The organism is Sphingomonas sanguinis NBRC 13937, assembly GCF_001591005.1.
GTDB classification, from domain to species: Bacteria; Pseudomonadota; Alphaproteobacteria; order Sphingomonadales; family Sphingomonadaceae; genus Sphingomonas; species Sphingomonas sanguinis.
In genome coordinates this window covers 17300-34866 of record NZ_BCTY01000040.1, presented here as the reverse complement: position 1 = coordinate 34866, position 17567 = coordinate 17300, and the positions used below count along the sequence as shown (strand labels likewise).

Below are 17567 nucleotides of genomic sequence, written 5' to 3'. Positions count from 1 at the left end.
AATTTATGTCGCTGGTGGCTTGGCCGTGGCCGCGGTTCTGATCATGCTGATAGGTCTGACAGCTACCATCATCTCGATACACGACCGCCACGTCGAACTCGTTGAAGCGATCCATGCATGGCGAGAGGACACCTTCGAATGAAGCGCAGCCCTTCTCACGCCGTTGTTGGCATGCTGTTCGTTTTGGTGTGCGTGGGGATCGGGGTCACCCTTTTCGTCGTATCCCAAAAGGCACCTGTGACCGAACCGACGCCCACCCCACCAAAAGAGGCTGTCGCACCTATAACGGTACAGCCGCTGGATAACGCCCCGCCGACCAACGCCGTGTCGACGCCTCGAACTGAGACGAATTCAGTCGCTGATGAGCAAGCCGCGTCGTCTGACGACATGGCCGAATTGAACCTCAAAGAGGATATGGAGTACCCAATCGCAAAAAGGTTACTCATCAGTCAGGGGTACGTGCCAGCCAGTGGCTTTGAAGACCCCTGCCCTTCGATCGGCGAGGAGGAATGCAAACCCTATCCAGAGATTGAAGAATGCTCCGGGTCTGGGCAGGGATATTGCATTTCGATTTTCCGCAAAGACGAAAAGACTGTCGAATTAACGACATATGGCCCAGGGGGACCTGTGGCCTCAGCGGATTTCGGATAACGGGAGGGGCATTGCCCCTCCTATTTCATTTATTGAAGCGCTTTTTGAATTGATTGACTGCTGCCTCAATAACCTTGTCGAGTTCGCCAGCCCGTACTGCAGCCTGAACCGTCTCGAGTGCTCCAACCAAATCGGCGTTGCTGGCAACTCGTATAGCGGGCTTCCCCCTTTGCAGCTCCAGAACCTGATTTCCGTATTTGATCCATAGGAGAATTGATCCGTCTTTATCCCGCGTCCACCAAGGACGAATGCGGGTTTTGACGGCAGTTTCGGTAACCTCTTCGCTTTCCAAATCTCGGACCCGCCGATATTTGATACGCTGGAAGGGCAAACCGGCCTCAGTAGCCTTTGCTAACTCGATTTGGTCGCCGATACGATCGATCAGTTTTTGACGCATCGACTCAATACCACGGACCCGCATTGCGGCCCGGTCAGACGCCACCATTGTCAGTGAGGAAAGCACCGTCATCGTCATTTCTCCCGATATTGTCGGACTGGGCGTCCAATCGGAAGGAAAAGAGGGCAACGGTGTTGTTTGGCCGCCGATTGTCACAGGCCGTTAGCGAACTGTGATCTTGCACCTATTCGGAGACGCCAAGGTTCAGATTGTGAGCATTGGGAGTGTCATAGAGGGTTAAAACGGTCAAAAAATCTGCGAGATCCCGTGGAGTTACGAGAAGATCCGGGTCTTCGTAATGCGGGGGTCACAGGTTCGAGTCCTGTAAGCGCACCACTTCCGGTCAAAATTCGGCACCATGAATATGGCGGCATCGCCGTCCCGCACGACCGCGCTTTCCAACGCCGCCTTGCTGGCCTGGATGTGGATAGCCTGGTTGTCCATTCGGACGTTGTCGATCAGCGGCCGGACATAGGCTTTTCGTCGTGCCGGGTTTCCTCCCCTGAGCTGCTCGCTGATCAGCTTGCCGAACTGGGCAATCGTATCCTCTGGGATGCGCTTTGGTCCTCGTTCGAGCTGAAGCCTCAGGCTTCGCTCGCTGGCGTCCAGTTGCGCGACGTTCTGACGCTGCTGGGTTGAGCCGCTCGGCGAACATTCACCAGCGCGCCGAGCAGCTTGAGCCAGAAGCCACGGCGCGGCCAGCGCTTGAACCGGTTGTCGATCGTCGTAAATGGCCCGTAATCGGCCGGGCAGTCGCACCAGCGGCAGCCGATCTTCAGCACACGCACGATGCCAGAGATCACCCGCCGGTCGGCTACCCACCAGGCACCGGGCTGCTTCCTGGGTAGAGCAGCATCGTGTTCGCCAGGTACGATAAACGCCGCTATGGGCACCGCAGCCGCATCGAAATGATGTTCGGCCGCCTGAAAGACTGGCACCATGTCGCTATCCGCCAGGACCGCTTCCCAACCGCCCTCGCTGCCACCGTATTCTTCCGGCTATGATCAACGAGTCCTGACCCTGGAAACCGCCGGATAGGCCACGCGGAACCCGATATGCGATGTGGGCAGGTCATGCTCCTGCGCCTGATACGCGGCCGGACGGAAATTGGCGCAATAATTCATCGCGCATAGAAAGCTGCCGCCTTTGACAAGGCCGATATCCTGATCGCCCGCCACCCACTCCCATACATTGCCGACCATGTCGTACAGCCCCAGGTCGTTCGCCTCGAAACAGCCGACAGGGGCAATCCCGGCATAACCGTCCTCGGCGGTATCGCGCATGGGAAAGACGCCCTCCCAAACATTGGCCCTCGGCTTGCCATGGTCAAAGGCCCATTCGACCGGATCTCGGGTCGCGTTCTGGTTGCCGCGGGCCGCTCGCTCCCACTGCTCCGTGGTGGGCAGGGCACCGCCCGCCCAACGCGCGTAGGCAGCGGCATCGTCGCGATCGACATGGACGACCGGCTCGTTCGCACGGCCCGCCAAGTCGCTGTCCGACCCCAGGGGATGCCGCCAATCCGCTCCCTTGGTCCAGCGCCACCAGCGCGCGGCATCGTCGAGCGAGACGGGCTCAGTGGGTGACACGAACAGCGCCGATGCCCCCTGCCGCTCGGCCTGGGTGCGGTATCCGGTGGCCGTGACGAAGGCAGCGAACTGGCGATTGGTCACTTCGTGTGCGTCGATGCGGAATGCCGCTACGCGCACCAGGCGCCCCGGCCGGCTATCACCATCCTCGCCCAGCATCACCGTCCCCTCCGACACGGCGACGATCCCGTCGCCCGCAAGGCAACGCTGCGACGATGGCACCGGTCGTGCGCCAAGACCGGCCGATGCGGCCAGCGCGATCAGCAAGGCGGCACCGGTCCTCACGGTCGCGCGGCCGGGGCGGGCGCGGTCTCGGCTGCGGCTTGGGCGGGCAATGGCACCACGCCCTTGGTCTTGGCATAAAGGTCATAGGCGCCGACCAGGTCGGCGAGCCGCTTCGGCTCCGCCGTGGCGAGATCCCGGGTCTCGCCGGGATCGCGAGCGACATTGAAAAGCTGCCAACGCCCCGTGCTGACCCCACCGCGCGTATAGCGATTGGTCGGCGCAGGGAGAAATACGATCTTCCAGTCCCCCTGACGCAGCGCCCGGCGGAAGAACAGCTCATAACCGAGCGTTTCGTCGGCGGAGCGCACGCCGTCCGCGCTGGCAGCCAGCACGGGGCGCAAGCTCTTGCCCTCATGCGGCAGGATCGCATGGCCCGCAAACTGGCCAGGCTGGCGCAGTCCGGCATAATCGAGCAAGGTCGGTGCGACGTCACGCACGTCCAGATTGGCGTTGGCGATCCGCCCGCCGCCCGCCACGCCGCGCCCCGCCGCAAAGGCGCTGACCCGAATGCCGCCCTCGGTCGTATAGCCCTTCACCAGCCAGGACGGCACCGAATTGGCCTGCGCCCAACCCGGCCCATAGCCGACATAGCTGGTCGGTTTGCCGATATTGTCCAGGCTGTTGTCGATGCCCAGCACCTGCGCCGGGGGCAGGGCCGCATCGGGCGAGCCGACCTTGAAGCGGGGGCTGGGCGCTTCGATCACATTCCCCTCCGGACCGTTATCGGCGAAGAACAGGATGATCGTGTTGTCATAGCGCCCCTGCGCCTTCAGCGCGGCGATGACGCGGCCGACATTCTGGTCCATGCGATCGACCATGGCGGCATAGACCTCCATCTTGCGTGCCTCGATCGCGCGCTCCTCCGGGGCGAGCGACGACCAGGGACGCGCCAGTTCCAACCGGTGCGGGACCGCATCGGCGGATACGAGGCCTAGCGCCTTTTGCCGCGCCAGCCGCTCGGCGCGCAGCGCCTCATAGCCCGCATCGTAGCGGCCCTTATATTTGGCGATCGTCTCTGCGGGTGCCTGAAGCGGCCAGTGCGGGGTGGTAAAGGGAAGATAGGCGAAGAACGGCCGCCGATCCCCCGATCGGGCCGACGCGTCGAGATAGCCGATCAGCCGGTCGGCGAAATAGTCGGCGGAGTAATGTCCGCTCGGCAGAAGGGCGGGCTTGCCGTCGTCGCGGTAGCTGGGCGCCAGCCCCGCCTTCGACCACGCGGCGTCCTGATCCGCACCGAAATGGTTCGAAAGGCCCTGGAGCAGCGCGAAACTATGCTCGAACCCGCGCGCGGCCGGTTCGCGCTCCGGGGTCAGGCCCAGATGCCATTTGCCCGCCATCAACGTCGCATAGCCGCCCGCCCGCAGCAGTTCCGCAATCGAGGCGACACGGTCGTTCAGATAGCCCTCATAGCCCGGCTGCCCCCGTGTCGCGGGGCCGAGTAGCTCCGCCATGGTGCCCAGACCCGCCTCATGATTGTCGACGCCGCTCATCAGCATCGAGCGGGTCGGCGAACAGGTCGGGGCGGTGTGAAATCCGGTGAAGCGTACCCCCGACAGGGCCAGCGCGTCGAGATTGGGCGTCGCGATCTCCCCGCCGAACGCTCCCAGATCGGACCAGCCGAGATCATCGGCGACGATGACGAGGAAGTTGGGCGCATCTTTCGGTGCCTGCTGCTGCGTCGCGGCGGCCTGGGTCACCGGCTCGACCTGGGCAACCACCGGACCGGCCGCGATCAGCGCGGGGACCGCCGCGGCCAGAAGTTTCCCACCGATCATGTCTGCTCCCCTTTTCGATCACCGCGATAGCGCCCCCACAGGCATAAACGTCGGGGCCACCCCGACAATGATATATTCTCTACTGGATCAGTAGGAATTACTTGGTTCGCTTCGATGGGCGCGCTCCATAGCCATAGGCGGGCGGCATGCGTCGCATTCTCAGCCAATGAACCAAAGGGGGAGTTCATGCCGACATGCTATATCCGGGCAGGCCGCGCCCTGCTTGTGACCGGCGCCGCGATCCTGGCCCAACCAACGCTCGCGCAGCAGACCTTGGTGACCGCTCCCGATCCCGGATCGGATATTTCGGCTACCGATCCGGCCGGTAACGGCACGAGCGGCGATATCCTGGTCACCGCGCGCCGCCGGACCGAGCGGAGCCAGGACGTGCCGATCGCGATCAACGCCTTCGGCTCGGCCCAGATCGAGTCGACGCGTACCTATAATCTGCGCGATCTCCAGCAACTCACGCCCAGCCTGGTCGTGACCAACACCAACCCGCGCAACACCAGCATCAATATCCGGGGGCTCGGCAACAATGTGGCGGTCTATAATGACGGCCTGGAGCCGGCGGTGGGTGTCTATCTCGACGGCGTCTATCTCGCCCGGCCGGGCCAGACCGTGTTCGACCTGGCCGATCTGGAACGGATCGAGGTCCTGCGCGGGCCGCAGGGCACGTTGTTCGGCAAAAACACGTCCGCAGGCGCGGTAGTGGTCTCGACCAAGCTGCCAACCTTCGACTGGCAGGCGGGCGGTGATGCCAGCCTGGGTAATTACGACTTCCGCCAGCTTCACGCCTTCGTTTCCGGTCCGCTCACCCCGCATCTGGCGGCGCGGCTGTTCGTCTCCAAGACCGATCGCGGCGGCTTTACCCTGAACCGCTTTGACGGCCGTTACGGGCAGGATTTCCATGACCTGAACCTGCGCGGCCAGTTGCTCTACAAGCCGAGCGACACCCTCACCATGCGGATCATCGGCGACTGGGGGCGGCAGAACAGTTTCACGGCCGGTAGCATCCTGCTGGGGGCCATCCGGAATTACGACAACGGCGCGGTGTTCCCGAACAACTATTATGACCGATCCGCGCGGCTGGGCTATTCGCCGGTCGCGGCAAACCCGGCGCTGCGGACTACCGACACCGACGCCAATCCGCGCTACCGGATGAACCAGCACGGGGTGAACGTCACGACGGACTGGGATGCCGGCCCCGTCACGCTGACCTCGGTCACGGCCTATCGTGCGTGGAACTGGTATCCGCACAACGATGGTGACGGCACCAGCCTGGATGCGGGCGCCGACTTCCACCAGAGCAACGAGCAGCGCCAGGTCAGCCAGGAACTGCGCATCGCCTCCAATGGAACGCGGCGCGTCGATTATGTCGCAGGCCTTTACTATCTCCATCAGTCAATCGAGGCGGAGGCGGTCAACCGCTATGGCAGCCGCGCTGCGGACTGGTTCCTGCCCCCCACCACCAATGCGACGGTCGGGGCGGTTGCGCTCAACGCCTATAACGTCGTCAGCCATTCGCGGCCCGTCACGGACAGCTACGCCGCCTTTGCGCAAACGATATGGCACCTGACGGACACGGTCGATCTGACGACCGGCCTGCGCTACACCTACGAGACCAAGTCCGGTTATTTTGATCAGGGCGCGACCGGGGCTTCGCTCGCAGGTCTGACGCCGGCGCAGCAGACCGCAGCACAGGCGATCCGCGCGCGGTACGGGATAGCGAATTCCTATCAAGCACGCACCGAAGCCGGGCGCTTGTCGGGGCAGGCGACACTGTCGTGGAAAATCGCCTCGCCGATCCTCGCCTATGCGACCTATGCGCGCGGCAACAAGTTCGGCGGCCTGAACCTCGCCAACATCACCACCACCGGCCAGTTCGCCGCCAATCCGGTCATCCGGCCCGAAACGATCGACAGCTACGAGATCGGTGCCAAGACAAGCTGGGCGGATGGGCATGTCACGGCCAATGTCGCCGCCTTCTGGACCGACGTGAAGGATTATCAGACCACGATCGTCGATGTGGAGCGCAACGGCGTCAGCTTCTTCACCAACGCCGCCAAGGTTCGGACGCGGGGAATCGAAGCGGATCTCCGTGCCACTCCGACCCGCTGGCTGACGCTCTATGGGTCGGGCACGTACGACGATGCACGCTACATCTCCTACGCCAACGCTCCCTGCCCGATCGAAATCACCGGGCGGACCTTGTGCGACCTCAGCGGCCAGAGACTGCCTGGCGTATCGCGCTGGGCCGCCTCCACCGGGGGTGAAGTGCGCGGCCCGCTGGGTCTGAATTTCGGCCAGGATGCCGAAGTCTATGCGGGCGGGGATTATAGCTATCGCTCGGCGACCAACAGCACCGCCAGCCTGAGCCGCTATTCCGACATACCCGGCTATGATCTGCTCAACCTGCGTTTGGGCGTTCGTGCGCTGGACGGCCGCTACGATATTCAACTCTGGGGTCGAAACATAACGAGCTCCCGTTATTACCTGTCCTTGTCGGCAAACAACACCGGCGCCATCGCGGCCACTTTCGGCGATCCGCGCACCTACGGTCTTACGCTACGAACTAAGTGGTGAGCATTCTCATCAGAAAACACTGAAAGATGACGACTTACCGACGAATAACCATTTGAATCTATTGGGCCTCAATGACTTTCCTGGACGCCCTATATAAACGATCATGCGGCGCTTCGCCGCCTGCGCGCGAAAAGACAGCACTTCGACAGTTCGGGTGGGGCGACGATGTCCCCCACCCGTCTGTCATGATCCGCAGCCTGTTATGGCATCATTACGGTATCGATGACATGTACGACGCCATTGGACTGCATGACATCGGCGGTGGTGATGCGACCGACATCGCCCTTGCCATCCATGATGGCCCATCCGCCCATCGCCTTCTTGAACATGATCGGCTCGCCCTGAACGGTGGTATAGGTCGCCGTCCCACCATTCGCCTTTGCCTTGGCGGCGATATCCTTGGCGGTGATGCGGCCGGGTATGACGTGGTAGGTCAGGATCGAGGTCAACTTATCCTTGTTTTCCGGCCGCACCAGGGTGTCGACGGTGCCAGCGGGCAGTTTCGCGAAAGCCGCGTTGGTCGGCGCGAACACGGTGAAAGGTCCGGGACCGGAAAGCGTGTCCACCAGGCCAGCCGCCTTAACCGCAGCGACCAGGGTGGTATGGTCCTTCGACTGTGAAGCGTTCTCGACAATCGTCTTGGTGGGATACATCATCGCCCCGCCAACCATCGGGTTGCGGGGGGCGGCAACAGCGGCCGTGCCGAAGGTGAGCGCGACAGCCATCATTGCGCCACGGATCATCAAAGTCATGCGATCTCTCCCGCCGCATGAAGTGCGGCTTTGGGATTACGTCGCCAACAGTCCTTTGGACGCAGCGACGCCCATCGACTTTTCAAATTTCCGCAAGCTGTCCCGTTGCAACGACAGGTCCCGTCGGGGTCGGCTTGGGCGAACCACCCGTCGGCTCAATCGAAATGGCCAAGGTGGTCCCGGCAGCAACGGTGACCTGAGGAGAAATTTTCAGGGGGGCCCCGGGCACACGGCCCAGCAGACCCGCCGCGTGAGGAACGCCGTCACGCCCGATCGCCCATAGCTGCGCATCCTGGCCACTCGCAACGGATGGTGCGTCGCGCAGCTTCAATGTGCGGGTACTGGGATCAAAAAAGGCCGTGATCGGCGTGGCCCGCTCGGGGGTAAGGACAGCATATAGCAAGGGAGAAGGCTTGCTGGCATTCGATGGGATAGACGGCGTGTCCGGGCGGGTCACGACAACCGTCAACAGGATGGCTGCCGCCAGACTGGCGATACCGGCGATCGCCCGCCACGGGCCGGCACGGTGGTTGTCATTGTCTCCTACCGCCAGAATCTTGCGTCCCAGCTCGGCGCTCGGCGTGACCGGTTCGACCTCCAAATAAAGCGCAGCCAGATGCCGCCTCCACAGTGCGACATCCCGCGCAAAGGCCGGATCATCCAGCATGCGACGCAACGCCGCAGCCTGCTCGTCACCCTCGAGGACTCCAAGCGCCAGTTCCGCTGCGGTCAGATCGGTCTCATCAGATGTCATCGTCGAGACACTCCTTGAGCCGTTCGAGGCCGCGCTTGATCCGGCTCTTTATGGTGCTGGTCGGAAGCCCCTGCTGTTCGGCAAGCCCGGCATAGGTGATCCCCTCGAAAAAGGCCGTTCGAATGGCGTCGCGCTGCGTGTCGCTGAGACGATCCATACAGCCTTGGAGTTTGCGCTCCTCCTCGTCCAGCAACATGGTGTCGAGAGCCAGACGGCTCGGTGCGGCCGGCTCCGCTATGTTGTCCCATGACGCGGTGGGGCGTCGGCCCAAGGCCCGGTGATAATCAATAGCGCGATTGCGGGCGATCGTGGCCAGCCAGGCAAACGGACTGGCCTGACCCGGTTCATAGGCACCGGCACGTCGCCAGATGATAGCATAGACCTCTTGCAGAACATCCTCCGCCGCCTGTCGTTCGCCACATATACGAAGGCAGACGCCAAACAGCCGCGCAGACGTGAGGGCATATAGTTGGCGAAAAGCGGCACGATCCTCGCGCCCGGTCGCGACCAAGGCTTTGACAAGCTCCTGCCGACTGTCAGGTTGATTCATCGTCACTCTAGACGGGATACCGACGCGCTGCGCAGCAGGCAACCATGTGCGCATGTCCGCCGGGCAATCGGCTTGGGGCGGGAAAAACGACTGCCTCGATAGAAAACCTCAAGCGGATTGGGTCTGCGGTCCTGTGCCTTTCGTTCAGCTTCACGTCTTTAAGGTCGGATAGATTTCGGAAGGATCGACACCATGCGCCTCATGAACATTGCCGCTGCCATCAGCATGCTGACCGGTGCGACCGGCGCAATCGCCAGTGTCGATACGTCGGCCAAGCCAGGCGGTGTCTATCGGTTAAAGCCAGGCATCTATGTTCAGAAGGGTACTCCCTGCGCGTCGGCACCCAATGCGGCAATCCGGGAATATGACGGACGGGGCATCAGTACGCCGCACTCCCGTGAATGCCGCGTCCGCGTTCTGGCGCGCCGTGGCAGCCGCTATGAGGTCAGCCAATCGTGCATCGACGCTGGAGCGGGGCCGGCACCTCGATCTGTCGAGCGCCAGACCATCAGCATCCGCGATGCGCTCACATTCGGCATCAAGACCCGCGGTCCGGTCACCGAATATCGTTACTGCCCGCCCCATATGCTCCCTGCCGGTGTCCGGGCGACAACACGTTAGGTTCCGACGGGCTCGCATCACCTTGAGAGGACGAGCGGGTCTTTGCCGACAGATGAGGCCGCCCGCTTGATCGTGCCCGATCGTACGATGCCGACCGCAAAGTGGTCGGGACGACCAGTGCCATGGGTCGAGATGCTGCAACGGACTGGCAGGCGCAGCGGCCAGCCCGTTGCAACGGCTCACACGATCGTCGGCGTGATGCCTCCGTCGACACGAAGGGCCGCGCCGTTGGTCGCCGCCGACAAGGGACTGGCGAGATAGGCGACCATGGAGGCGATCTCCTCGGGCTCGATCATGCGCTGGATCAGCGAGGTGGCGCGGTCGCGGGCGAAGAAGGCGCTTTCGATTTCCGCGATCGGGGCGTCCGGGTCATCGGCCACGCTCTTCAGGAAGTCGACGATCCCCTCCGACCGGGTGGTGCCGGGCATGACCGTGTTGACCGTCACGGCCGTGCCCTTTGTCAGTCCGGCGAGGCCACGGGAGACGGCGAGCTGGGCGGTCTTGGTCATGCCGTAATGGATCATGTCGGGCGGCACCATCACGCCGGACTCGCTGGCGATGAAGATGATCCGCCCCTGGTTGCGGGCGATCATGCCGGGGAAATAGGCACGGGCCAGTCGCACGCCGGACAGCACGTTGATCTCGAAAAAGCGGCGCCAGTCCGCATCGGTGATCTCGCCGAACGGCTTGGCCTCATAGATGCCGAGATTGTTGACCAGAATGTCGACCTGCGGCACCGCCGCGATCAACGTCTCCGCGCCCTCCGCTGTGGCGGGGTCCGCCAGGATGCCGCGCGCGCCGATGTCCGCCGCCGCCGCCTCCAGCTTGGCGGACTGGCGCCCGCTGATGACGACATGGGCACCTTCCGCCGCCAGACGCCGCGCGATCGCAAGGCCGATCCCGGCTGTCGCGCCCGTGACGAGCGCCGTCTTTCCCTTCAGATCGAGGTCCATCCTGTAGCCTTTCCGTTCGCAAGGAGCGCGACAGCGCCCGTTGCTCAGGAATTTGGCGATCGCCCAACCGGTTGATAACACGGCCAACGGCCATTTAAGTTGTGAACCAAAATCACAGGTGAGATCGCATGGACAACCGCGCTGGCGAAATGCAGGTCTTTGTCGCGGTCGCCGAAACCGGCAGCTTCTCGGAGGCCGCCCGACACCTGACGATGACGCCATCGACCATATCGAAGCTGGTCGCGCGGCTGGAGGAGCGCCTTGGCGTGCAACTGGTCGAGCGTTCGACGCGGCGCCTGTCGCTAACCGCCGAGGGACGCCTCTACCACGAACGCGCCATACGGATGCTGCACGACCTCGACACGCTCGAACGCGATCTGGTGACGGGGAGCGCCAGCGAGAAAGGGACGGTACGGATCACATCGTCGGTTGCGTTTGGAACGCTTGGCATCGAACCGTTGCTGCCATCCTTTTGGGAAGCGCATCCCGCGATCGTCATCGACCTTTCCCTGTCGGACGCGATGACGGACCTGTATCTGGAACGCACCGATATCGCATTCCGGGTCGGGGGCCTGCGCGATTCCTCGCTGACGGCCCGGGTGATCGGTCGCGCGCGCCGTCTGATCGTCGCGTCACCCTCCTATCTGGCGCGTGCCGGGACGCCGCGCCGTGTAGACGACCTGCATCGACACAATTGCCTGGGCTTCAACTTTCAGCGCGCGCAGCCGGTCTGGCCGATGCGGACGGGCGGTCGCATTATCGACCGGATGGTGACGGGCAATCTGCTCGCCAACAATGGCGAGACGGTTCGGCGACTGGCGGTTTCGGGCGCGGGGCTTGCCCGGCTGGGCGAATATCATGTCCGCGATGACCTGGCGGCGGGTCGGCTGGTAGAGGTGCTGGCCGATCACGGCGTCGGTGACGAAGAACAGGTCGCGGCCTTGTACCTGGGTCGGCGGCGGTTGCCGACGCGGACGCGCGCGGTGCTGGACTTTTTGGTGCCCCGATTGCGCACCTTCCTCACCGCACCGAAAACACAATATTCTCAATGAAATTTCCAGCGGTTAGAGAGGCATGATCGTTCTTCCAACAAAAGGGTCCTGATGCCATGACCGGCACGCGCTATCGCTTCGGGCCCTTTCAGATGGATGTTCCGCACCTGACGTTGACCCGAGACGGGGTGCCGCTGAAGCTGGGCGGCCGGGCACTCAACCTGTTGGCGGTGCTGGTCGAGGCGGAGGGGCGATTGGTGCCGCGCAACGCGCTGATAGACCGGGTGTGGCCGAACCAGGTCATCGACGACAGCGCGATCCGTGTCCACCTGTCCGCCGCACGCAAGGCGCTGGCGATGCCGGACGGCGAAGCGACGATCGTGGCGGATGCGGGGCGGGGCTATCGCCTGGCCCTGCCGGTCGAACGCTTGGGAGGCAAAGATATAACTCCATCGGCCGAGCGCCGCCTGTCCCGGCTGCCCGCCTCGATCGGGCGGATTTTCGGGCGCGAGGATGTGATCGCGACCATCGCCGACGAACTGGCCGAGCGGCGCTTCATCTCGATCGTCGGCCCCGGCGGGATCGGCAAGACCACCGCCGCCACCGCGATCGGCCACCGGCTGGTACAGGCGATGGGGATCGAGGCGTGGTTTGTCGATCTGGCCCCGGTGACGGACGCGGCGATGGTGGCGGCAACGCTGGCCACCACGCTCGAACTCCCCGCATCGGGTGCCGATCTGCCGCAGCGGATCGCGGCCAGGCTGGGCGAGCGGCCCGCCCTGATCCTGCTCGACAATTGCGAGCATGTCATCGACGCCGCCGCGTCGCTTGCCGAGGCGGTGCTGCGCGGTGCGCCGCAGGCGATGCTCCTCGTCACCAGCCGCGAGCCGCTGCGCGCGCAGGGCGAATGGGTCCACCGGCTCGCCGCGCTCGACCTGCCGGACGAACACGCGACGACCAGCCTTGCGCAGGTGGCCTTGCTCTCCGCGCCCGCCCTGTTCGACGAACGCGCCCGCGCCGCCAATAGCGATTTCCGCCTCGATGCGCAGAGCATGGCCATGGTGGTCGACATCTGCCGCAAGCTGGACGGTATCCCCCTGGCGATCGAACTGGCCGCCGCGCGGATCGACACGATGACGCCGCAGGCGATCGCCGACGCGCTGGACGATCGGTTCGCCCTGCTGACGCGGGGGCGGCGCACGGCTCTGCCGCGCCACCGGACGCTGCGCGGCGCGCTCGACTGGAGCTACGATCTGCTCGCACCACCCTTACAGCATCTGCTCGATCGGCTCGCGCTGTTCCGCAGCCATTTCGATGCCGAGGATGCGGCGGCCATGGCCGCGGGGACGGGTGTCGCCCGGTTCGTGGCCGACGAACTGCTCGCCGAACTGGTCGCCAAGTCGCTGGTCGTGGCGACGCCCTCGCCCAGGTCGATGCGCTATCGTCTGCTGGATACCACGCGGCATTATGGGCAGGAGCGGCTGCGTGCGACCGGCATGGCCGAACAGGCGTACCGCGACCATGCCCATGTGCTGCTGCGCGGCCTGGCCGACAGCGCCGCCGCGTGGGAGGGCAAGGCGCCGCGGGAGTGGCTGGCCGAATATAGCGTGCGCATCGACGACGTCCGCAGCGCCATTGCCTGGGCCAGCGGGGGCAAGGACGCTAGCCTGGCGACCGAACTGGTCATCGCCGCCGCGCCGCTGTGGTTCCACCTGTCGCTGCCCGCCGAATTCTTGCGCTATGCCGAGGCGGCTATCGCGAACATGGCCGAAGGACAGGTGGAGCCCACCCGCCAGGTCGAGCTGCTGACCGCCTATGGTCATGGCCTCTGGCATACCGAGGGACCGGTGTCCGCGATGGCCGACGCCTTTGCCCGCGCGCTGACGCTGGCCGAGGAGATCGGCTCGGCGCCGCTCGCCTTGCGCGCGCTGTGGGGCGTGTGGGCGCAGAGCATTCTGGCCGGACGCTATGACGAAAGCCTCGTCTTCGCCCGACGCTTCGATGCACGGGTCGGCGCGGACGGCGCGTTGGCGGATCGGCAGACGGCGGCGCACATGCTGGCGCTGTCGCTACATTTCTCAGGCGATCACGCCGGATCGCGGCGCATGCTGGAGGTGGTGATGGCGGGCGACGCCGCCCCCGAGCGCGCCAACCATGCCAATCATGCCCAGGTCGATGGCAAGATCGCGGTGCTCAGCCTGTTGATGCGGCTCCATTGGGCGGAGGGCGACCTGACGACCGCCATGGCTCTCGCACGGGAATGCGCACAGGATGCCGAGCGGATCGATCATGCGCTGTCCGTCTGTTACGGGCTGGCGGTCGGCTGCATTCCGGTGGCGATCGCGGCGGAGCAGCATGCGCTGGCGGCGGAATGGATCGCGGCGCTGGCGCGGCGCACGACCCGGCACGGCCTGGACCACTGGCACAGCTTCGTCGCAGGCTATGGGCAGGCGCTCGATCCGGCCGCCCACGCGCCTGATCGGGTCAGCGGCATGCAGGCGGAGATGTATGCCGTCGCGATGGGCAGCGGCGGCGACGTACCCTGGCGGCGCGAAGGCGCTTAACGACTCTTCACGACGCTTCACTCGCGGGGATCGGGTGCGGCGGCCATAGTCCTTCTTGTCAGTCGGTCAGTGATCGACACGTGATTTGAAGGACTTAACCCGTGCCCCACGACACGAACCCTGCCATGCCGCCACGCGCCGTGCGGCTTTCGACGGTCGCCGAGCATCCGGTGCTCGATCCCGTCGTCCAGTCGTTCCTGGACCGCTGGCAAGGACGCGCCAGCCGGCAGGACGCGAGCGCATCGTCGCTCGTGACGCTTCATCCGGCGGGCCACGACCGCCCGCTGCCGCTGTTCCTGTATCTGGAGGTCTCCTCGGATCGTGACGAGGATCGGCTGCCCGCACTTCGCGCGCTGGCCGAGGATGCGGGGGTGGAGATCCTGCGCTACCGCATCGCCGAGGCCGATCTGTCGGGTGCCGTCGCGCTGGTTGCGGCGATGCCGCTGGCCGACCATGGGCCCATCGCGATCGGCGGTGACGGCTTGGGCGCGGCCGTTGCGCTGGCGCTGGTGATGGCGCGACCCGCCGGTTGGTCGATCCGGCTGCTCGTGCTGGCGACCCCGGTGGTGGGGCGCCCCTCCGATGTGCCGGGCACGGAATGGCTTAACGCCGAACAGGCCGCGCATCTCGGGGCAAAGGCTGCGGCGATCATCGACCCGGCCACGCTGACGGTCGAGCCCTTCGGCTTTCCCCGAACGCTGCTGCTCACCGCCGAGGCGGACCCCTTTGCCGAACCGGCCGAGGCGCTGGGCCGCCGCCTGATGGCGCAGGGCGTCGACCTCTCCGCCGCGCGGATCATCGGCATGATCCACGATTTCACCTGGTTACCGCCCTTACGTGACGCGGCCGGTGCGATCGACGCCATGCGCGTCATCGCCGCCGCCCTGCGCGACCATCTTCACACCCCCGCTTCCGAGGAGCTTTTCCCATGCTGATGCCGCACGATCTGTCGCCGCCGACCGCCGACCGGGACGCGCTGTTCACCCGTATCCTGATCGGTGGCGGCGGGCTGCTGCTGGTGGGGCTCGCCTGCCTCGCCATGGGGTCGGACGGGGCGCTGGCGATGCTGTTGTTCCTCTATCTGATCGGCCTGGCCATCGTGCTGCGCGCCGTGATGGCGCCCGCCGCCCCGCGGTGATCGCCACTGGCAACTATTCGACTTTCTTGAACGCACAGGCCGAAACTATCGGGATATTCCGCCAAGCCGGTCCTGCCTACTCTCCCCTCAACACCCGCCAAGTCGCTTAAAAACAGGAAGGAAGACACGATGCCGAAAGCCACCCCGACCCCCGGCTCCTCGCTGCTCTCGCCGACGGACCACAGCCTGATCCTGATCGATTTCCAGTCGCAAATGGCCTTCGCCACTAAGTCGATCGCACCGGAACTGCTGCGCAACAACGCCGCACTGGTCAGCCGCGCCGCCAAGGCGTTCGGCGTGCCGACCATCCTGACCACGGTCGCCGAAAAGAGCTTTTCAGGCCCGATGTTCGACGAGATCGTCGAGGCGTTCGACGGCCAGCCGATGCTCGATCGCACCAGCATGAACACCTGGGAAGACGCCGCCGTGATCGAGGAGGTCAACCGGATCGGCAAGGACCGGATCGTGTTCGCCGGGCTGTGGACCAGCGTGTGCATCGTCGGCCCCGTCGCCTCCGCGATCGAGCAGGGGTTCGACGCCTATTTCATCGCCGATGCCTGTGGCGACATCTCGGTCGAGGCGCATGAGCGGGCCGTGCAGCGGATGATCCAGCTCGGCGCCAAACCGATGACGGCGCTGCAATATCTGCTCGAACTGCAACGCGACTGGGCGCGCACCGAAACCTACGCATCGACCACCGGGATCGCGCGGAAGTGGGGCGGTGCCTACGGCCTGGGCGTCACCTACGCCAAGTCGATGTTCGGCGCCTCCGAAGGCGGTCACGCCTGATCCCTCCCTTCTCTCAACGTCAAGACACGAAAGGAACGACCCATGACCTATGTGACCACGCAGGACGGCGCCGAGATCTTCTACAAGGATTGGGGCCCCAAGGACGCGCAGCCGATCGTCTTCCACCATGGCTGGCCGTTGTCGTCGGACGACTGGGACACCCAGATGCTGTTCTTCCTGAACGAAGGCTACCGGGTCGTCGCGCACGACCGGCGGGGGCATGGCCGCTCCAGCCAGATCGGCACCGGTCATGACATGGACCATTATGCCAGCGATGCCGACGTGGTCGCCCGCCACCTCGACCTGACCAATGCGGTCCATATCGGCCATTCGACCGGCGGCGGCGAAGTCGCCCGCTATGTCGCGCAATATGGCATTCCGCAGGGCCGCGTCGCCAAGGCGGTGTTGGTCAGCGCGGTGCCGCCGATCATGGCGAAGACCGAAGCCTATCCGAACGGCCTGCCGATCAGCGTCTTTGACGGCTTCCGCGACGGCACCGCGGCCAATCGTGCGCAATTCTTCCAGGATGTCGCCGCCGGGCCGTTTTACGGCTTCAACCGCGAAGGCGTGACGCCGCAACCGGGCGTGATCGCCAATTGGTGGCGCCAGGGCATGATGGGCAGCGCGCAGGCGCATTATGCGGGCATCAAGGCCTTTTCGGAAACCGACCAGACCGAAGATCTGAAGGCGATGACCGTGCCGACGCTCGTCCTGGCGGGCGATGACGATCAGGTCGTGCCCTATCATCAGGGCGCGGAGTTGCAGGCCAAGCTGCTGCCGGACGCGACGCTGAAAATCTACCCCGGTTTCAGCCACGGGATGCTGACCGTCAACGCCGACGTCATCAACCCCGATCTGCTCGCCTTCGTGCGCGGCTGATCGAACTTCGGGAGGCTGTCCGATGAAACCCTATCTTCTCTCGCTGGGTGCCGGTCTGCTGGTCGGCATCGTGTACAGCCTCCTCGGCGTCAAATCGCCCGCGCCGCCGGTGATCGCACTGGTCGGATTGTTCGGCATCCTGCTGGGCGAGCAGGCGGTGCCGGTGGCGCAGCGGATCACGGGCGCGCCGGTCGCGGCCCCCGCTCCCCAGCCCCCGGTGCCGGAGCGCAAGCCATGATGCCCACCCGCCGCCAGACGCTGGCCGGGCTCGCCGCCACTGCCGCGTCCCCCCTAT

Annotated in this window: 18 protein-coding genes; 10 read left to right on the top strand and 8 right to left on the bottom strand. The window is 64.7% G+C overall.

The genetic code is table 11. The features are described 5' to 3' along the window. Positions 1-138 precede the first annotated feature (138 nt). A complete protein-coding gene (locus SSA01S_RS19610) occupies positions 139-651 on the top strand; it encodes a hypothetical protein (protein WP_156477826.1) in 513 nt (170 codons plus the stop codon). 25 nt (positions 652-676) lie between these two features. On the opposite strand, the gene SSA01S_RS14420 is transcribed toward SSA01S_RS19610, so the two are convergent. From SSA01S_RS14420 to SSA01S_RS14405, 4 genes are all read right to left on the bottom strand, one after another. Next, positions 677-1126, bottom strand: coding sequence for a DUF6641 family protein (locus SSA01S_RS14420; RefSeq protein WP_061780913.1), 450 nt, complete (start codon positions 1124-1126; stop codon positions 677-679). A 506-nt stretch (positions 1127-1632) separates the two neighbouring features. Further along, positions 1633-1989, bottom strand: coding sequence for a transposase (locus SSA01S_RS20260; RefSeq protein ID WP_082795110.1), 357 nt, complete (start codon positions 1987-1989; stop codon positions 1633-1635). Between the two features lie 63 nt (positions 1990-2052). Then, a complete protein-coding gene (locus tag SSA01S_RS14410) occupies positions 2053-2919 on the bottom strand; it encodes an SUMF1/EgtB/PvdO family nonheme iron enzyme (RefSeq protein ID WP_061780912.1) in 867 nt (288 codons plus the stop codon). Further along, a complete protein-coding gene (locus SSA01S_RS14405; protein ID WP_061780911.1) occupies positions 2916-4694 on the bottom strand; it encodes an arylsulfatase in 1779 nt (592 codons plus the stop codon). The genes SSA01S_RS14410 and SSA01S_RS14405 overlap by 4 nt, the downstream gene beginning before the upstream one ends. A 186-nt stretch (positions 4695-4880) precedes the next feature. Here SSA01S_RS14405 and SSA01S_RS14400 point away from each other — a divergent pair, with 186 nt between their 5' ends. Then, complete coding sequence (locus SSA01S_RS14400) at positions 4881-7280, top strand: TonB-dependent receptor (protein ID WP_061780910.1); 2400 nt, start codon at positions 4881-4883, stop codon at positions 7278-7280. Positions 7281-7480: 200 nt separating this feature from the next. Here the strand turns inward: SSA01S_RS14400 and SSA01S_RS14395 are convergent, their stop codons facing one another. The 3 genes from SSA01S_RS14395 to SSA01S_RS14385 form a co-directional block, all read right to left on the bottom strand. Continuing rightward, the gene (locus tag SSA01S_RS14395) at positions 7481-8032 is read right to left on the bottom strand and encodes a fasciclin domain-containing protein (RefSeq protein WP_061780909.1); all 552 of its coding nucleotides are present in this window, start codon (positions 8030-8032) and stop codon (positions 7481-7483) included. Between the two features lie 82 nt (positions 8033-8114). Then, entirely contained in the window at positions 8115-8786 is a 672-nt protein-coding gene (locus SSA01S_RS14390; RefSeq protein ID WP_061780908.1) for an anti-sigma factor, read from the bottom strand. Further along, positions 8776-9336: a sigma-70 family RNA polymerase sigma factor gene (locus tag SSA01S_RS14385; RefSeq protein ID WP_061780918.1), complete on the bottom strand. Its 561-nt coding sequence runs from the start codon at positions 9334-9336 to the stop codon at positions 8776-8778. The genes SSA01S_RS14390 and SSA01S_RS14385 overlap by 11 nt, the downstream gene beginning before the upstream one ends. 192 nt (positions 9337-9528) lie before the next feature. Here SSA01S_RS14385 and SSA01S_RS14380 point away from each other — a divergent pair, with 192 nt between their 5' ends. Then, on the top strand, positions 9529-9957 hold the full coding sequence (locus tag SSA01S_RS14380) for a hypothetical protein (protein WP_061780907.1): 429 nt from the start codon (positions 9529-9531) through the stop codon (positions 9955-9957). Between the two features lie 179 nt (positions 9958-10136). Here SSA01S_RS14380 and SSA01S_RS14375 read toward each other — a convergent pair whose 3' ends face one another. Beyond that, complete coding sequence (locus SSA01S_RS14375) at positions 10137-10910, bottom strand: SDR family NAD(P)-dependent oxidoreductase (protein WP_061780906.1); 774 nt, start codon at positions 10908-10910, stop codon at positions 10137-10139. 128 nt (positions 10911-11038) lie between these two features. Between SSA01S_RS14375 and SSA01S_RS14370 the strand changes: the two genes are divergently transcribed. The 7 genes from SSA01S_RS14370 to SSA01S_RS14340 all read left to right on the top strand — a co-directional run bounded on the left by SSA01S_RS14370 (position 11039) and on the right by SSA01S_RS14340 (position 17510). Continuing rightward, a complete protein-coding gene (locus SSA01S_RS14370) occupies positions 11039-11962 on the top strand; it encodes a LysR substrate-binding domain-containing protein (protein WP_061780905.1) in 924 nt (307 codons plus the stop codon). A gap of 56 nt (positions 11963-12018) precedes the next feature. Continuing rightward, a complete protein-coding gene (locus tag SSA01S_RS14365; protein ID WP_061780904.1) occupies positions 12019-14466 on the top strand; it encodes an ATP-binding protein in 2448 nt (815 codons plus the stop codon). A 101-nt stretch (positions 14467-14567) separates the two neighbouring features. After that, complete coding sequence (locus tag SSA01S_RS14360) at positions 14568-15401, top strand: alpha/beta hydrolase (protein WP_156477825.1); 834 nt, start codon at positions 14568-14570, stop codon at positions 15399-15401. Continuing rightward, a complete protein-coding gene (locus tag SSA01S_RS14355; protein WP_061780902.1) occupies positions 15395-15604 on the top strand; it encodes a hypothetical protein in 210 nt (69 codons plus the stop codon). Before SSA01S_RS14360 ends, SSA01S_RS14355 begins: the two co-directional genes overlap by 7 nt. A 129-nt stretch (positions 15605-15733) precedes the next feature. Continuing rightward, entirely contained in the window at positions 15734-16393 is a 660-nt protein-coding gene (locus SSA01S_RS14350) for a hydrolase (RefSeq protein ID WP_061780901.1), read from the top strand. A 42-nt stretch (positions 16394-16435) separates the two neighbouring features. Further along, on the top strand, positions 16436-17272 hold the full coding sequence (locus SSA01S_RS14345; protein WP_061780900.1) for an alpha/beta fold hydrolase: 837 nt from the start codon (positions 16436-16438) through the stop codon (positions 17270-17272). Positions 17273-17294: 22 nt separating this feature from the next. After that, positions 17295-17510, top strand: coding sequence for a DUF1427 family protein (locus SSA01S_RS14340; protein WP_061780899.1), 216 nt, complete (start codon positions 17295-17297; stop codon positions 17508-17510). Positions 17511-17567 lie beyond the last annotated feature (57 nt).

Bases quoted from the DNA above. Each gene is read 5' to 3' on its own strand.
- SSA01S_RS14385 (WP_061780918.1), bottom strand. From the start codon at position 9,336: ATGAATCAACCTGACAGTCGGCAGGAGCTTGTCAAAGCCTTGGTCGCG.
- SSA01S_RS14390 (WP_061780908.1), bottom strand. From the start codon at position 8,786: ATGACATCTGATGAGACCGATCTGACCGCAGCGGAACTGGCGCTTGGA.
- SSA01S_RS14345 (WP_061780900.1), top strand. From the start codon at position 16,436: ATGACCTATGTGACCACGCAGGACGGCGCCGAGATCTTCTACAAGGAT.
- SSA01S_RS14380 (WP_061780907.1), top strand. From the start codon at position 9,529: ATGCGCCTCATGAACATTGCCGCTGCCATCAGCATGCTGACCGGTGCG.
- SSA01S_RS14355 (WP_061780902.1), top strand. From the start codon at position 15,395: ATGCTGATGCCGCACGATCTGTCGCCGCCGACCGCCGACCGGGACGCG.
- SSA01S_RS14340 (WP_061780899.1), top strand. From the start codon at position 17,295: ATGAAACCCTATCTTCTCTCGCTGGGTGCCGGTCTGCTGGTCGGCATC.
- SSA01S_RS14350 (WP_061780901.1), top strand. From the start codon at position 15,734: ATGCCGAAAGCCACCCCGACCCCCGGCTCCTCGCTGCTCTCGCCGACG.
- SSA01S_RS14375 (WP_061780906.1), bottom strand. From the start codon at position 10,910: ATGGACCTCGATCTGAAGGGAAAGACGGCGCTCGTCACGGGCGCGACA.
- SSA01S_RS14365 (WP_061780904.1), top strand. From the start codon at position 12,019: ATGACCGGCACGCGCTATCGCTTCGGGCCCTTTCAGATGGATGTTCCG.
- SSA01S_RS19610 (WP_156477826.1), top strand. From the start codon at position 139: ATGAAGCGCAGCCCTTCTCACGCCGTTGTTGGCATGCTGTTCGTTTTG.
- SSA01S_RS20260 (WP_082795110.1), bottom strand. From the start codon at position 1,989: ATGGTGCCAGTCTTTCAGGCGGCCGAACATCATTTCGATGCGGCTGCG.
- SSA01S_RS14400 (WP_061780910.1), top strand. From the start codon at position 4,881: ATGCCGACATGCTATATCCGGGCAGGCCGCGCCCTGCTTGTGACCGGC.
- SSA01S_RS14395 (WP_061780909.1), bottom strand. From the start codon at position 8,032: ATGACTTTGATGATCCGTGGCGCAATGATGGCTGTCGCGCTCACCTTC.
- SSA01S_RS14405 (WP_061780911.1), bottom strand. From the start codon at position 4,694: ATGATCGGTGGGAAACTTCTGGCCGCGGCGGTCCCCGCGCTGATCGCG.
- SSA01S_RS14420 (WP_061780913.1), bottom strand. From the start codon at position 1,126: ATGACGATGACGGTGCTTTCCTCACTGACAATGGTGGCGTCTGACCGG.
- SSA01S_RS14370 (WP_061780905.1), top strand. From the start codon at position 11,039: ATGGACAACCGCGCTGGCGAAATGCAGGTCTTTGTCGCGGTCGCCGAA.